Origin of the sequence: Demequina maris, assembly GCF_000971155.1 — a bacterium.
In the GTDB taxonomy this organism is placed as follows: Bacteria; Actinomycetota; Actinomycetes; order Actinomycetales; family Demequinaceae; genus Demequina; species Demequina maris.
In genome coordinates, this window is the sequence record NZ_BBLX01000001.1 from 186,981 (window position 1) to 201,482 (window position 14,502).

Below are 14,502 nucleotides of genomic sequence, written 5' to 3' on the forward strand. Positions count from 1 at the left end.
CCGGTGTCCTCGCATACCCTTGGCGGGTGCTGACCGGACTGAGGAACCTCCTGCTGGCGGTCGCCGCGGGAGCCGGTCTCAACCTCGCCTTCCCCGACACGGGCTGGTGGTACCTCGCGCCCGTGTCGATCGCGGTGCTGTGGTGGGCCCTCGAGCGCGCCGGCGCGTGGGGCGGCTTCCTCCTCGGCTGGGCCTACGGCACCGCCTTCATGCTCACCCAGGTGTGGTGGGCCAACGTCGCGGTCGGCCTGATCCCGTGGATCGCCTTGAGCGTCGCCGAGGGCCTCGCATGGGCGCTCGTGGGCGCCGCCTGGGCGCACGTGCGCCGCTCGAACATCCTCGAGGCGCATCGCTGGGCCGAGACCGTCACCTTCGCGGCCATCTGGGTCGCCGCCGAGCAGCTCCGCAGCATGGTGCCGTTCGGCGGCTTCCCCTGGGGCCGCGTCGGCTACGCGTTCGTGGACGCACCGGTCGCGCGCCTCGCGTGGGCCGGCGGCGTCCCCCTGGTGTCCTTCGCGGTCGTGCTGGCGGGCGCGCTGCTCGGGCTCGCGTGGGAGTCGGCGCGGCTGCGCCGCGGCGTCACCGCGGCACTCGCCCCGGTGCTCGCGATCGTGGTGCTCGGCGCGGGCTACCTCATCCCGCTCGACAACCAGGCGCAGGACGGCACGATGCGCGTGGGCGCGGTGCAGGGCAACGTGCCGGACCTCGGGCTCGAGGCCTTCTCGCAGGCCAGGCTCGTCACGGAGAACCATCTCGCGGGCACCCTCGAGATGGCCGAGGCGACCGCCGACAACCCGGTCGACCTCGTCGTGTGGCCGGAGAACGCCGCGGACCTCGACCCGCGCGTCGACGACGAGACCCTCGCGGCCGTCGAGGAGGCGCAGGCCGCCACCGGCGCGCCGCTGCTGCTCGGCACGGTGGACTACACGCCCGTCGACGGCCGTTACAACACCATGCTCCTGTTCGGCGGCAGCGGCGCCATCCTGGACACGTACTCGAAGCAGCGGCCCGCGCCGTTCGCCGAGTACGTGCCGCTGCGCAGCATCGCCCGCCAGGTCGCGCCGGTGGTCGACAACGTCACCGACATGCTCGCCGGCACCGGCGCGGCCGTCATGCAGGTGCCGATCGCCTCGCTCGACCGCACCGTGACGATCGCGACGCCCATCTGCTTCGAGGTCGCGTACGACTCGATCGTGCGCGAGGCCGTCGCCAAGGGCGCCGAGCTCCTCATCGTGCCCACCAACAACGCGTCCTTCGGTCACACCGCGGAGAGCACGCAGCAGCTCCAGATGACCCGCATGCGCGCGATCGAGACGGGACGCTGGGCCATCCAGATCTCGACGGTCGGCGTGAGCGCGGTGGTCGACCCGAGCGGCCGCATCGTCGACGACACCGAGCTGTTCACCGCCGACCAGCTCGTCGAGCGGGTCGGGCTGCGCAGCGAGCTCACGCCCGCGGTTCGGCTGGGCTGGTTCATCGGCTGGGGCATGGTGATCGTCCCGACGGTGATCGTGCTGCTCGCGATCCGCCGCCGCATCGGCGAGAGGTACGACTGGTGACCCGCACGCTCGTCATCATCCCCACGTACAACGAGCGGGAGTCGCTGCCGCGCCAGCTCGAGGCCGTGCATGCCGCGGCGCCGGACGTCGACGTGCTGGTCGTCGACGACGGCTCTCCCGACGGCACCGGAGACTGGGCCGAGGCCCGTAGCAGGGACGATGCGCGGGTCCACGTGCTGCGCCGCACCGCCAAGAACGGCCTCGGCGCCGCCTACCTGGCCGGCTTCGCTTGGGGGCTCGACCGCGCCTACGACCTGCTGTGCGAGATGGACGCCGACGGCTCCCACCGCGGCGCCGACCTGCCCGCCCTGCTCGCCCGCGCATCGTCCGCCGACCTGGTGATCGGCTCGCGCTGGGTGCCCGGGGGAGAGGTGGTCAACTGGCCGCGCCACCGGCTGCTGCTGTCCACCGGCGCGAACACGTACGTGCGGCTCGCGCTCGGCCTCGGCGTGCACGATGCGACGGCCGGCTTCCGCGTCTACCGCGCCGACATGCTGCGCCGTCTCGCGCTCGACGACGTCGAGTCGCAGGGCTACTGCTTCCAGGTCGACATGGCGTGGCGCGTGGTCCGCGCGGGCGGGACCGTCGTGGAGGTGCCCATCACGTTCGTCGAGCGCGAGGTCGGCACCTCGAAGATGAGCGGCGCGATCATCCGCGAGGCGCTGCTCAAGGTGACCGCGTGGGGCGTCGCGCACCGCGTGCACCAGCTCGCGGAGCTGCTGCCGGGCAGGAGCCGGTCCGCCCAGCGCGATTGACCCCGCCGCATCGTCCCTCCTAACCTGGCCGTGACCCCTCGCCGACGACGGGAGCCGCCATGGGTAGGCACGAGGACGCCAGGATCGCGCTGAACGACCTCGCCGGCGGGGGAGCGGTGCCGGTGCACGTGGGCGACGGGCCGTGCGGGGTCACCGCGCACCCGGGCGCGACCGCGGTGCCGAGCTCGCTCAACCTCGCCTCGACCTTCGACGTCGCGCTCGCCGACGAGTACGGCGCGCTGCTGGGCACCGAGTCCCGGGCCGCGGGCCGCAACGTCCTGCTCGCGCCCGGGCTCGACATCGCCCGCACGCCGTGGGCGGGCCGGCTCGGCGAGGCGCTCGGCGAGGACCCGCTCCTCGCCGGCACGCTGGGCGGCCACGTCGCGCGCGCGGTCCAGTCCTGCGGCGTCGTCTCGGTGCTCAAGCACTATCCGGCCTACCAGTTCGAGCGCAACCGCACGGGCGAGGGCCCCAAGCCGCTCCGCACGCCCGCCCGCGACGTGGTGGTCGACGCGCGCACCCTGCACGAGCTCTACCTCGAGCCGTTCCGACGGGTCACGCAGCAGTACGGCGCGCAAGGCATGCTGTGCTGCTACAACCGCGTCAACGGCGAGTACCCGTCGCAGTCGCGCGAGCTGCAGGAGATCCCGCGCCGGCGGTGGGGCTTCACCGGGTTCACGCTGCCGGACATGGTGTTCGCGGTGCGGGACGCGCGCGCCGCGCTCGAGGCGGGGCTCGACCTGCCCCGGCTCGCGATCGAGGCGCCCGAGGAGCTCGACCCGTACTCGCCACGCACCGACGCCATGGTCGACGCCGCCCCGGACGCCACGCTCGCCGCGATCGGGGCGCACGTGCGCGGCGCCCTCGCGGCGGTCCGGACCGCCGCGCCGGACGCGGGGTTGGACCCCGCCGCCATCGGCTCGGCGGCGCACCTGGAGCTGGCCGAGCGTCTCGCGATCGAGAGCGCCGTGCTGCTGCGCAACGACGGCGCGCTGCCGCTCGCCGCGGGGTCGCGGGTCGCGCTGATCGGCGCGGAGGAGCTCGAGCACCGCATCGTCATGGGCGGCGCCGCGGCCGTGATGCTGACGCCGGCACGGCTCGCGTCCATTGCGGACCGGCTGGCGGACGCGGGGCTCACGGTGGCGGCCGAGTCCGAGGGGCTTCCCGCGGTGCCGGCCCCACCCCTGCGCGCCGCAGCCGGCGAGACGTTCGGGTGCGTGCTGACGGACGCCGCCGGCACCCGCGAGCTGAGGCTCACCGAGGCGGTGCTGCCGGTGGAGGCCGCCGACGCATCGGCGCCGTGGGAGGCGACCCTCACGGCTTCCCTTCCGCCCTCGCCCCACCACCGAACGGTCGCCGTCGAGTTCGCCGGCGAGGTCGAGCTGCTGCTGGACGGGGACGTGATCGGGCGGGGTTTCCGCGACGCGTCGCCGCTGCTGGGCGGCCCGCCCTACGTGCTCGGCGGCGTGGCCCCGCCCGCGGATCGGCCGCGCACGCTGACCGTCCACTACCGGACGGGCCCCGCCTTCGTCTCGCCGGGCGTGGGCCTGGTCCCGCACCTGTCGCTCGGCGTCGTGCCCTGGGAGCCGGCGTTCGACACCGCGGTCCGGGACGCGGCCCAGGCGGACGTGGCCGTCGTGCTCGCCGGGCGTCCGACCGGGGGCGGGATGGACGCCGAGGAGCTGGGCCTTCCCGCGGGTCAGGCGGAGCTGATCGAGGCGGTCGCGGCGACGGGCGTGCCGGTCGTGGTGGTGACGCACGGCTCGGGCCCCATCGACCTGCCCTGGCGGGACAGGGTCGCGGCCGTGCTGCACGTCGGCTTCGCGGGCGAGCGGCTGCCGGAGGCGCTGGCCCGCGTGCTCGCGGGCGAGGCGGAGCCGGGCGGCCGGCTGCCGCTCACGTGGCCCGCCGGTCCGCCCGTCGTCCCGCGCGAGGCGTTCGACGAGAAGGACCGGTTCGTGTACGCCGAGGGCGTTGACATCGGCTACCGCGGGCACGAGCGCGCGTCCGTCGAGCCGGCGTACTGGTTCGGCCACGGCCTGGGCTACGCCGACATCGCGCTGGTGAGCGCCGCGTCATCGGGCGAGGGCGTCGAGGCGACGCTCGCGTGCGGGCCCGGTCGGGGCGGCAAGGCGGTGGTCCAGCTCTACGCCCGGCCCGCCGACGGCGAGACGCTCAAGCTCGTGGGGTTCGCGGTGGCGCGCCTCGCGGCCGGCGAGCGGCGCACGCTGCGAGTGGAGGTGGACGCTGCGGCGCTCGCCACCTGGTCCGGGGAGTCGCTCGCGCCGGCCTCGGGGACGTACGCCGTGCACGTCGGGCTCTCGCGGGGCGACCTCCCGCATCGTGCCGCGGTCACGCTCGGCTGAGCGGCCCGGACACGAGGAAGGGACCCCCGCCGTGGCGAGGGTCCCTTCGATTCGAGTTTCAGCGGCGGCTGGCGCGGAGAAGCTCGAGACGCTCCTCGAGCAGCTCCTCCAGCTCCGGGATCGTGCGACGCTCGAGCAGCATGTCCCAGTGGGTGCGCTGAGGCTTCACGTCCTTGGGCTCGGGGCGGTCGCCATCGCGCAGGAGCGCGAGCGCTCCGCAGTGGCACTCCCACGAGAGGGGGACGTCGGCCTCGACCGAGAACGGCATCGCGAGCACGTGACCGTTGGGGCAGTCGTAGTGCACCTCGACGCGCTCGGCGAGCTCGGCGTTGTGGATCGATTCCATCGACTGGGTGCCCAGTCGCATTCCTCGAAGCGCGCGGTCGGCCATGGGCGTCCTCCTTCCGGCAGGCGGGCGCCTGCACGCGGACATAACGAGCGTAGCGCTTGAGTTGTTCCTGGTTCTCGCCGGGAAGGGCGCGTTTCTCGGGGCCTACGTGCCGGCGCCGACCAGCTCGCGCTGGCGGGGCGCCTCGGCGTCCACGACGGGGGGACGATGTTGCTCGCGTCCCGCATACGCGCCGACGCCGACCGCGACCAGGATGGTGACCCCACCCGCGAGCTGCAGCGGCGAGAGCGACTGTCCCAGGATCGCCCAGCCGAGCGCGCCGGCGGTGAGCGGCGTGAGGAAGCTCAGCAGGCTGACCCGGCTCGCCGGGAGCCGCAGGATGCCCGAGAACCAGGCCAGGTACGCGAGCGCCGTGCCGGGGATGGCGAGCCATGCGTAGCCCAGCACGTTGGTGGCCGTGAGCGCGGGCGGCGGGCCCTCGAGCGCCAGCGTCGGCAGGACCAGCACGAGCCCGCCCGCGAGCAGCTGCCAGCCCGTGAAGGCGAGGATCGGCACCGGGCGGCCCCACCGCTTGGTGAGCAGCACCCCCGCGGCCGTCGTGGCGGCCGAGCCGAGGCCCGCCAGCACGCCCCAGGCATCGAGACGGGCGCCGGGCGTGAGCACCAGCATGGCGACGCCGACCACGCCCGTACCTGCGGCGATGCGCGCCAGGGGAGCGACCCTCTCGCCCAGCACCCCGCTCGCGAGGGCGGTCACCAGCAGCGGGTGCACCGCCGCGAGAGTGGCGGCGACGCCGCCGGGCAGCCGGTACGCGGAGACGAACATCAGGGCGAAGAAGGCGCCGATGTTGAGCGCGCCGAGGATCGCCGCCTTCCACCACCACGCGCCGCGGGGGAGGAGCCGGATGATCGCCAGGAGGAGGAGCCCCGCTGGCAGGGCGCGGAGCGTCGCGGTGAGCAGCGGCCGGTCCGGCGGCAGGAGCTCGGTGGTGACGAGGTAGGAGGTGCCCCAGGTGAGCGGGGCGATCGCCGTGAGGGCGAGGGTACGTGCGGGGGTCATGCGTTCCGTCCAAACATCTTGATATCAAGATATCAGACATATCTCGACGTCAAGATATTCCGCTGGCAGGATGGGAGCTATGGGAGAGACGAGGCAGCGGGACGCGATCGACCGGATCCTCGACGAGTGGGCGGTCCAGCGGCCGGACCTCGACGTGAGCGCGCTGGCGGTCATCGGGCGGCTGTCGCGCTACGCGGCGCTCGTCCAGGCGCGGCTCGACGCGGTGTTCGCCGAGCATGGCCTGCAGTCGTGGGAGTTCGACGTGCTGTCGGCGCTGCGCCGCGCGGGCGCGCCGTACGAGCTCACGCCGGGTGAGCTCGACCGGGCACTGCTCATCACGTCGGGCACCACGACGCATCGGGTGCAGCGGCTCGAGGCGCGAGGCTTCGTCACGCGGCGTCGTGACAATGACGACCGGCGCATCGTGCGGGTGCGTCTCACGGAGACGGGCCGTGCGGCTCACGAGGCGACCCACGACGCGCACGCCGCCAACGAGACGCGCATACTGGCGGGATTGAGCCCGGACGAGCGCGACGCGCTGCTGGGCGGGCTCCAGGCGCTCGGGCGCGTCCTGGGCGACGCTGCGGAAGGCGGTGCGTGATGAGGTTCCTCATGAACGTGGTGCACGACAGCACCGAGCCGGCGTCGGACGACGAGATGGCGGCGATCGACGCGTTCAACGTCGTGATCGAGGCGTCGGGCCAACGCGTCATGGCGGCCGGCCTCGCCGCGCCGTCCGACAGCGCCGTCGTGGACGCGCGCGGCGCACGGTCGTCGGTGACGACCGGCCCGGCCGTCGCGTCCGACGAGTTCGTCGTCGGCTTCTGGGTCATCGAGGCGGCCGACCGGGACGCCGCGATGATGCTCGCCGCGGAGGCGTCCCAGGCATGCCACCGGAAGATCGAGCTCCGGGCGTTCCTGTAGGGCGCGGACGGGCCGGTCGGCGGCCGCTTCCGGGCGCATCGTCCCACTCCCGCATACCGCCGATAATGCGCATTATGTCAGGTTACGTGCGGAGGGTGGCGGAAGGGGTCTCCCCTCAACGCCCTCGGAACGACGCGAGCGCCTGGAGGCCCTTGTCCATGAACGCCTCCTCGCCGAACGTGTTGATCTTGAAGAAGACGGCCTCGCTGCCGCCCGAGGTCGTCAACGCGACCTCCATGCGGTCGCCGACGGCGAGGATGCTCGCCGACAGCGTCACGCGGTTCGAACCGGTCATGCTGTACCGCTCGTAGGTCCGCAGGAGCATCCGTGCGTCGCCGATGGACAGCTCGTCCTGGTGCTCGAGCGATGCCGAGGCGCTTCCTCGCACGATCTCGTCGTCCAGGTGCGCGACGAGCGCGTCCGCCGAGCCCGTGAGCGATCGGGTCTGAAACATGAACGGCCCCCTCGATGGCGCATCTGCCTGGGTGTTCACGCGTGCGCCGGTGCGCTCACGGTACCTGCCGGTGCCTAGCGGGCCGTGCACCGACGCGTCGCTACCGCAGCGGGTCCTGGGGCTCCCGCCCGCCGAAGGCCCGGCGGATCGCCCAGCCCGAGCCCGCCACCGTCGCGGCCACGATCAAGACCGCCTGGACGAGGTCCACGGCGCCGTCGCCGGTGCACGCGGTCTCGCCCGAGGCGCAGGACCGCACCGACGCGAACCCGAACACCACCCAGCCCGCCAGCGCGATGCCTGCCGCCACCAGCAGCCAGCCCCACCGCATCGTCCTCATGGCCCCATCATGACCCTTCTCCCCCGGCGCCACCCCGAAGACGGCGCGGAGGCCGGAAAACCCCAGGTTGAAGGGGTATCGGTGCTGATGCGGGTAGTCTCGGGCCACCGGCGCATCCGTGCGGACCACCCTGAGAAGGCTGGAGGACCTGGCGAATGACCCACTCCGACGAGACCGTGCACGACTCCCCCGCGGCCGACGTGATCGACATCTCCACCCGCTGGCGCGAGCTCGACGCCCGCTTCGGGAAGGCCCGCAAGCGTGCCGGGGACGACGACCCCGCCCTGCTCGTCGACCGCGGCAGCGCGCTGGTCCTCACGGCCCCGCACGGCACGAAGCACTACCGCGCCGGCGCGATGAAGGCGGCCGACCTCCACACCGGTTCCCTCACGCTCCTCGCGGGCGAGGTCGCCCGGGTCTCCGCCGTCGTTTCCGCCGGCGCGCGCGCCGAGTGGGACACGTGGGACGAGCGCGACGACGCCTTCGCCCGCCACCTGCGCGACCTGCGCGAGCCGGCCCGGATGCTCATCGACATCCACGGCATGGGCGACCACCACGGTCCGGACTTCTGCCTCGGCACGGGACCGCGGCCGGGGCCGCTCGAGCAGCTCGCGGTGGAGGTGCTGCGTGCCGAGCTCGAGGACTTCGAGGTCGCGGTCGACGCGCCGTTCGACGCCCGCCCGCACTACACGGTGACGAGCCTCGCGCAGCGCCACCTGGGTCTCGCGGGGCTGCAGATCGAGGTGGCCGCGCGCTGGCGCAGCCCGCACGACGACGCCACGGCCCCCGCGGTCTCGGCGCTGTCCCGCGCGCTCACCACGGTCGAGGAGCAGCTGCGCGAGGCGGCGTGAGCCGCGCTACCCTGCCCGGGTGACCACCGGCCGCCTCCCCAGCACCATCGCGGCGCCGGTCGAGCACACGCTCGAGATCAAGAGGTCGGTCTTCCTCACGCACCTCGCGCCGGTGGCCGGCATGGACGAGGCCGACGAGGTCATCGCCGCGATCCGCAAGCTCCGCTGGGACGCGCGCCACCACTGCACCGCGCTCGTGGTCGGGGCCCACGCGGACCGCCAGCGCAGCAACGACGACGGCGAGCCCGCCGGCACCGCCGGGGTGCCGATGCTCGAGGTGCTCCGCCGACGCGAGGTCACCGACGTCGTCGCCGTCGTGAGCCGGTGGTTCGGCGGAGTGCTGCTCGGCGCGGGCGGCCTCGTGCGGGCCTACGGCACCGCGGTCGCCTCGGCGCTCGACGAGGCCACGATCGTCGGCCGCGCGCTGCGCACCCAGGTCACGATGGAGGTCCCGCACGCGGAGGCCGGGCGCGTGCTCGCGTTCCTCCACCAGTGGGTCGGGACGCACGATGCGGTGCTGGACTCCCCCGCCTACGGCCAGGCGGCGACGCTGTCACTCTGGGTCGCGGAGGACGACATCGCGACGCTGGACGCCGATCTCGCGGCCCACACCGGCGGCGCGATCGCCGCGCGGGCGGGCGAGATCCGGGTGGTCGACCTTCCCTCTCGATAGGGTGAGCGTCATGCGACGTGTGCTCATGGTGATCCCGCTGCTCGCGATCGCCGCGTGCTCGTCGAGCACCCCGTCGGACATGCCCGAGGACGTCGCCGCGCAGTTCGCGCAGCTCGAGACGGCCGTCCAGGAGTGGTCGGAGGCCGGCACGATCGAGGAGGCGCACGCCGCCGCCGAGGCCTCGCGGAACCTCGTCATGGGTCCCGGCGGCCCGCTCTACGGCGACGCCGACGGCGACGGCGTGATCGCCGGCGAGTCCGAGCTGGGCCTGCTGCCCGGCGACGCGGGCGAGCCGGGGCTCGTGCACGACCCTGCGGTCAACCCGTGCGTCGAGCGCGACGTCCTGGGCGGCTCGTGGGAGCGCCCGCAGGCCCGCTGGGCCGAGGTGATCGACGCGATCGGCGCGTGGACCGAGACGAACAACACCTTCCCGTCGCTCGCGTCGCACCCGCAGCGGGTGGTGGGGTGGGCGACCCTGACGCTCGCCACGGACGACCTCGACACCGCGCTCGAGTACGCGGGCCACGCGCAGCTGCACGTCGACGTGACGCGCGCGGCGTACGAGAGCTGCGACGCGTAACCCCTGCTCAGGGGCAAGCCGGGCGCCGCATCGTCCCGCTGTCGGACCCCCGTGGCAAAGTACCAAGATGTAACAAGGCGTCATAAGGAGGCGGCGATGGCGGTCAACCCCTTCAAGCCGACCGCGGGCGCGGTCCCTCCCCTGCTGGTGGGCCGCGACGCCCCCCTCGCGGAGGTGGACGAGGGCATCCAGGCCGGTCCGGGGCACCCCGCGCGCATCACCATCTTCACCGGCGCCCGTGGCACCGGCAAGACCGTCATGCTCACCGAGGCGGGTGACCGGGCGATGGCGCACGGCTGGCTCGTCATCGACGAGTCGGCCTCCCCCGGCATGCTCGCGCGCATCGGCGAGGCCGTCGACCGGCTGCTGGACGGGGTGAACCCGCGCGCGCGTCGCCGCGTCACCGGCGTGTCGATCGGCGGGCTCGGCTCCGTCGAGACGCAGCTCACGCCCCAGCTGACGGAGGGCGTGCGCCATCGCATCGGCCGCCTGCTCGACACGTTGGAGAAGGACGGGACCGGCCTGCTCATCACGGTCGACGAGGTACAGGCGCGCTCCGACGACCTGCGCGAGCTCGCGCTCATCACCCAGCACCTCGTGCGGGAGGGCCGCGAGTTCGCGATCGTCATGGCGGGGCTGCCGTCCGCGGTGTCGGACCTGCTGCGCAGCGACACCCAGGGCCGCGTGCTCACGTTCCTGCGTCGCGCCGACAAGCACGTGCTCGCGGACGTCGACATCGACGAGGTGCACGAGGCGCTCGTCCAGACGGTCACGGACAACGGCCGCACCATCGACGAGGACGCCGCCCGCGCCGCCGCCGAGGCGACGCATGGCTACCCGTTCCTCATCCAGCTCGTCGGCTTCCACGTGTGGCGCGCCGCGTCCGGCGACCGGATCACGCGCGCCGACGTCGACGCGGGCATCGACGCCGCGCGCGAGCGGCTCGGCACCCTCGTCACGGAGACCGCGCTGGCCGACCTGTCGCCCCGCGACCTCGACATGCTCCGCGCGATGGCGCTCGACGGCGGCCCGTCGCGCATGGTCGACCTGGCCGAGCGCACGGGCATGGCCCGTCAGAACGCGGACACGTACCGGCGGCGCCTGCTCGACGCGGGCGTGATCGTTCAGGTCGGGCGGGGCCAGGTCGACTTCGCGCTCCCCTACCTGCGGGAGCATCTCCGCGCGCGGCTCTGACACGCGCGGACGATGCGCGGCTCAGTCCCGCGCGGCCGCCTCGTCGTGCGGCACCACCACGTCGTCGGCGGCCTCGCCCGCATCGGGATAGAGCGCGAGCACCAGGCCGATCGCGACGGCGAGCCCCACGAGTTGGGCGCCGATGAACGGGGCCACCGACGCGGGCGCGATGCCGGCGAACGTGTCCGAGAAGACGCGGCCGATCGTCACGGCGGGGTTGGCGAAGGACGTCGAGCTGGTGAACCAGTACGCCGCGCCGATGTACGCGCCCACCGCGGGCGCCGCCAGCGCGCCGCGCCCGGAGCGGGCGAGCGCGAAGATGATGAGGACGAGGCCGGCGGTGGCGACGACCTCGGCCAGCAGGTGCGGGCCGGTCGCGCGGTCCTTCGTCGACAGCAGCGTGTCGACGTCGAACATGAGGTTCGCGAGGATCGCGCCGCCGATGCCGCCGACGATCTGCGCGACCGAGTAGGCGCCCACCTCGCCGAGCGACAGCCCGTGGCCGGAGCGGCGACCGAGGAACCAGTCCGCGAGCGACACCACCGGGTTGAAGTGCGCCCCCGACACCGGGCCGAACATCAGGATGAGCACCGTGAGCCCGAGCGCGGTCGCGATCGCGTTCTCGAGCAGCTGCAGGCCGACGTCGTGCGGGGACAGCTCCGCCGCGGCGATGCCGGAGCCGACGACGACGGTGACGAGCAGTGCGGTGCCGAGCAGCTCGGCGAGCAGGGCGCGTGCCCGCGCGGCGCTCATGCGGCGCCCAGCGCGCGCGAGACGCGGTCGAGCGCGCCGGGCACCAGCGCGTAGTACGCCCAGGTGCCCCGCTTGGACCGGCTGAGGAAGCCGGCCTCGGTGAGCACCTTGAGATGGTGCGACACGGTGGGCTGGCTGAGGCCGACGGGTCCGGTGAGGTCGCACACGCACGCCTCTCCCCCGGCGGAGGCCGCCACGATCGACAGCAGGCGCAGCCGGGCGGGGTCGGCGAGCGCCTTCATGGTGTGGGCCAGGTCCGCGGCGGCCGCCTCGCTGAGGGGCTCGCCGACGAGCGACGTGCCGCACGCGGCGGTGACGTCCGTGATCTCGATCTCGGTCATGACATCGACGATAGTCGATATTGACAGAGATCGATAGAGCGAGGCAGACTCGACGACCGAAGACATCTGGAGGCGTCATGACCCTGCTCGACCTCACCCCGCGGACCGCGACCCGGCCCGCCAACGACCACCTCCCGGTGGCGGTCATCGGCGCCGGCCCCATCGGGCTCGCCGCGGCCGCGCACCTGCTGCGCCGCGGTATCGATTTCGTGGTGCTCGAGGCGGGCGACGCGGTGGGCGCGAGCATCCGCGCGTGGGGCCACACCCGGCTCTTCTCACCGTGGCGCCACCTCGTCGACCCGGTGGCGCAGGAGCTGCTCGAGGTGCGCGGCTGGACGCTCGAGAGGCCCGACCGTGCCCCCACGGGCGCCGAGCTCGTCGACGAGTACCTCGTGCCCCTCGCCGCGCTGCCGGGCATCGCCGAGCGCCTGCGCCTGGCCGTCGCCGTCACCGACGTGACGCGCGAGGGCATGGACCGCACCCGCACGCGCGGCCGGGCCGCCGCGCCGTTCGTGGTCCGCACCCGCGATTCCGACGGCACGGTCGTCGACACGACCTACCGGGCGGTCATCGACGCCTCGGGGACGTACCTCACGCCCAACTCTGTCGCCTCGAACGGCCTGGTGCTGCCCGGCCTCGAGGACGTGGCCGAGCGTGTCCTGCCCGCCCTGCCCTACGTCCTCGGCCGCGACCGCGAGGCCTTCGCCGGCCGCCACACCACCGTGATCGGCGCCGGGCACTCCGCCGCGAACACCGTGCTGGCCCTCGCCTCGCTCGCGCGCGACGAGCCGGGCACGCGCGTCACCTGGGCCATCCGCAGCGCGAGCCCGGACCGCGTTACCGACTCGGATGCCGACGGCCTGCCCGGCCGCGCCTCGCTCGGGGCCCGCGCGCGGCGCGCCGTCGCCGACGGCCGCGTCGCGCTGCTCGACGGCTTCGAGACCGTCGGCGCGCGCCGCGACGGCGACTCGGTCGCACTGGTGGGCCGCCGCGGCGGCGACCTCGTCACGCACCGCACCGATCTCGTCGTGAACGCGACCGGGTTCCGGCCGGACCTCTCGCTCTACCGGGAGATCCGCCTCGACGTCGACGAGGTCGTGGAGGCGCCGCGACGCCTCGCCCCGCTGATCGACCCCAACGAGCACTCGTGCGGCACGGTCGAGCCCCACGGCTTCCGCGAGCTCGCCCACCCCGAGCAGGGGCTGTTCATCGTGGGCATGAAGTCGTACGGGCGCGCTCCGACGTTCCTGCTGAAGACGGGCTACGAGCAGGTCCGCTCCGTGGTGGCCTGGATCGCCGGCGACGTCGCGGCCGCCCAGGTCGTGGAGCTCGTGCTGCCCGCGACGGGCGTGTGCTCGACGGACGACGGCGGCTGCTGCTGATCAGCGGTGGCGCCGGTGGTGGTTCTGCACGGCCGTGGTGACGGTGCCGACGATGCCGGCGGCGAGCAGGGCCAGCATGAGGTAGAACCCCGGGGCGAACGAGGTGGCGGGCGTGGTGGCGGCGCTGAGGGTGACGGCCGCCGCGGTTGCGGTGAACATGAACTCTCCATCGAGTCGTTCCGCGAGGACCGATGGATCGCACCGGCCCCGCTGCCAGGCGGGGACCTTTCCCCAGCGTAGCGGCGCCCGGCGGCGACGATGGACGCCTCACCCGGGTGTCGCATCGTGCCGTCGCCGGGGACGCGGAAGGGCCGCTCCCCCGCGATGGGGAGCGGCCCTTCCGACGTGGCGCGCTACGCGGCGGCGATGGACTCCAGCTGCGTCGCGACGCCCGACGCCCACTCGCGCACCGCGGTGAAGTCGCGGAAGTCGCCCTTGGGCGGGTTGAGGACGCGGATCAGCGCCTTCTCCCCCACGTTGAGCTTGTCCCAGTCGAGCGCGCCCGGGAAGCGGGCGTGGTCGTGGGCCTGGATGTCCTCGGCGAAGCCGTCGGCCTCGTCGAGCGGCTGGCCCGGCTGCACCACCGTCTCCATGCCGACCGAGAACATCCACACGTCCTTGTCGCGCAGCTCGTCGCGGTGCTCGCGCACCAGGCCCGAGGCGTCGCGTCGCCACAGCCCGCCGTAGACGGCCGAGCCCAGCACCACGGCCTCGTAGTAGTGGATGCCCTGCACGTCGCACGCGTCCTGCAGGTCGACCTCGAAGCCGTGATCGCGGATCTCCTCCGCGATGCGCTCCGCGACCTCGCGGGTCGCTCCGTACTTCGATCCGACCGCTACCAGCACCTTCATGGTGACCTCCTCCGGGGTGAACGGCACCATCGTCCCGTGACGCGTCGTCACGCCGACGGGACGATGGTCCCCGA

At 73.8% G+C, this 14,502-nt stretch carries 18 protein-coding genes; 10 read left to right on the forward strand and 8 right to left on the reverse strand.

What is annotated here, in order from left to right:
* Positions 1–26 precede the first annotated feature (26 nt).
* From lnt to AOM02_RS00910, 3 genes are read left to right on the forward strand one after another with little or no spacing between them, the layout of a single operon-like run.
* Positions 27–1,559 (forward strand): apolipoprotein N-acyltransferase, encoded by a 1,533-nt coding sequence (gene lnt, locus AOM02_RS00900; RefSeq protein ID WP_062295647.1) that lies wholly within the window; start codon positions 27–29, stop codon positions 1,557–1,559.
* Complete coding sequence (locus AOM02_RS00905; protein ID WP_062296205.1) at positions 1,553–2,314, forward strand: polyprenol monophosphomannose synthase; 762 nt, start codon at positions 1,553–1,555, stop codon at positions 2,312–2,314. The genes lnt and AOM02_RS00905 overlap by 7 nt, the downstream gene beginning before the upstream one ends.
* A 59-nt stretch (positions 2,315–2,373) precedes the next feature.
* Positions 2,374–4,680: a glycoside hydrolase family 3 protein gene (locus tag AOM02_RS00910; protein ID WP_062295648.1), complete on the forward strand. Its 2,307-nt coding sequence runs from the start codon at positions 2,374–2,376 to the stop codon at positions 4,678–4,680.
* A 58-nt stretch (positions 4,681–4,738) separates the two neighbouring features.
* Here AOM02_RS00910 and AOM02_RS00915 read toward each other — a convergent pair whose 3' ends face one another.
* Together AOM02_RS00915 and AOM02_RS00920 are read right to left on the reverse strand one after the other, a co-directional pair.
* Positions 4,739–5,071, reverse strand: coding sequence for an RNA polymerase-binding protein RbpA (locus tag AOM02_RS00915; protein ID WP_062293240.1), 333 nt, complete (start codon positions 5,069–5,071; stop codon positions 4,739–4,741).
* A 102-nt stretch (positions 5,072–5,173) separates the two neighbouring features.
* Positions 5,174–6,088 (reverse strand): EamA family transporter, encoded by a 915-nt coding sequence (locus AOM02_RS00920; RefSeq protein WP_062295651.1) that lies wholly within the window; start codon positions 6,086–6,088, stop codon positions 5,174–5,176.
* Between the two features lie 79 nt (positions 6,089–6,167).
* Here AOM02_RS00920 and AOM02_RS00925 point away from each other — a divergent pair, with 79 nt between their 5' ends.
* Together AOM02_RS00925 and AOM02_RS00930 are read left to right on the forward strand one after the other, a co-directional pair.
* Positions 6,168–6,689: a MarR family winged helix-turn-helix transcriptional regulator gene (locus AOM02_RS00925; protein WP_062295653.1), complete on the forward strand. Its 522-nt coding sequence runs from the start codon at positions 6,168–6,170 to the stop codon at positions 6,687–6,689.
* Positions 6,689–7,012 (forward strand): YciI family protein, encoded by a 324-nt coding sequence (locus tag AOM02_RS00930; RefSeq protein ID WP_062295656.1) that lies wholly within the window; start codon positions 6,689–6,691, stop codon positions 7,010–7,012. Before AOM02_RS00925 ends, AOM02_RS00930 begins: the two co-directional genes overlap by 1 nt.
* Before the next feature lie 115 nt (positions 7,013–7,127).
* On the opposite strand, the gene AOM02_RS00935 is transcribed toward AOM02_RS00930, so the two are convergent.
* Entirely contained in the window at positions 7,128–7,466 is a 339-nt protein-coding gene (locus AOM02_RS00935) for a DUF6054 family protein (RefSeq protein ID WP_062295658.1), read from the reverse strand.
* Positions 7,467–7,566: 100 nt separating this feature from the next.
* Positions 7,567–7,803: a hypothetical protein gene (locus AOM02_RS00940; protein WP_156156018.1), complete on the reverse strand. Its 237-nt coding sequence runs from the start codon at positions 7,801–7,803 to the stop codon at positions 7,567–7,569.
* Positions 7,804–7,958: 155 nt separating this feature from the next.
* Between AOM02_RS00940 and AOM02_RS00945 the strand changes: the two genes are divergently transcribed.
* The 4 genes from AOM02_RS00945 to AOM02_RS00960 all read left to right on the forward strand — a co-directional run bounded on the left by AOM02_RS00945 (position 7,959) and on the right by AOM02_RS00960 (position 11,101).
* Positions 7,959–8,654, forward strand: a complete 696-nt coding sequence (locus AOM02_RS00945) for an N-formylglutamate amidohydrolase (protein WP_062295662.1) — start codon at positions 7,959–7,961, stop codon at positions 8,652–8,654.
* Positions 8,655–8,673: 19 nt separating this feature from the next.
* Entirely contained in the window at positions 8,674–9,327 is a 654-nt protein-coding gene (locus AOM02_RS00950; protein WP_062295664.1) for an IMPACT family protein, read from the forward strand.
* 10 nt (positions 9,328–9,337) lie between these two features.
* The gene (locus tag AOM02_RS00955) at positions 9,338–9,907 is read left to right on the forward strand and encodes a hypothetical protein (RefSeq protein WP_062295666.1); all 570 of its coding nucleotides are present in this window, start codon (positions 9,338–9,340) and stop codon (positions 9,905–9,907) included.
* Between the two features lie 96 nt (positions 9,908–10,003).
* Positions 10,004–11,101 (forward strand): ATP-binding protein, encoded by a 1,098-nt coding sequence (locus tag AOM02_RS00960; RefSeq protein WP_082099391.1) that lies wholly within the window; start codon positions 10,004–10,006, stop codon positions 11,099–11,101.
* 21 nt (positions 11,102–11,122) lie between these two features.
* On the opposite strand, the gene AOM02_RS00965 is transcribed toward AOM02_RS00960, so the two are convergent.
* A complete protein-coding gene (locus AOM02_RS00965) occupies positions 11,123–11,854 on the reverse strand; it encodes an aquaporin (RefSeq protein ID WP_062295668.1) in 732 nt (243 codons plus the stop codon).
* Positions 11,851–12,195, reverse strand: a complete 345-nt coding sequence (locus tag AOM02_RS00970) for an ArsR/SmtB family transcription factor (RefSeq protein ID WP_062295670.1) — start codon at positions 12,193–12,195, stop codon at positions 11,851–11,853. Before AOM02_RS00970 ends, AOM02_RS00965 begins: the two co-directional genes overlap by 4 nt.
* A 77-nt stretch (positions 12,196–12,272) precedes the next feature.
* Here AOM02_RS00970 and AOM02_RS00975 point away from each other — a divergent pair, with 77 nt between their 5' ends.
* Positions 12,273–13,577 (forward strand): FAD-dependent oxidoreductase, encoded by a 1,305-nt coding sequence (locus AOM02_RS00975; RefSeq protein WP_062295674.1) that lies wholly within the window; start codon positions 12,273–12,275, stop codon positions 13,575–13,577.
* Here AOM02_RS00975 and AOM02_RS14170 read toward each other — a convergent pair whose 3' ends face one another.
* Both AOM02_RS14170 and AOM02_RS00980 read right to left on the reverse strand, forming a co-directional pair.
* A complete protein-coding gene (locus tag AOM02_RS14170) occupies positions 13,578–13,736 on the reverse strand; it encodes a hypothetical protein (RefSeq protein ID WP_156156019.1) in 159 nt (52 codons plus the stop codon).
* A gap of 194 nt (positions 13,737–13,930) precedes the next feature.
* Positions 13,931–14,479, reverse strand: coding sequence for a flavodoxin domain-containing protein (locus AOM02_RS00980; RefSeq protein ID WP_156156020.1), 549 nt, complete (start codon positions 14,477–14,479; stop codon positions 13,931–13,933).
* Positions 14,480–14,502: the final 23 nt, after the last annotated feature.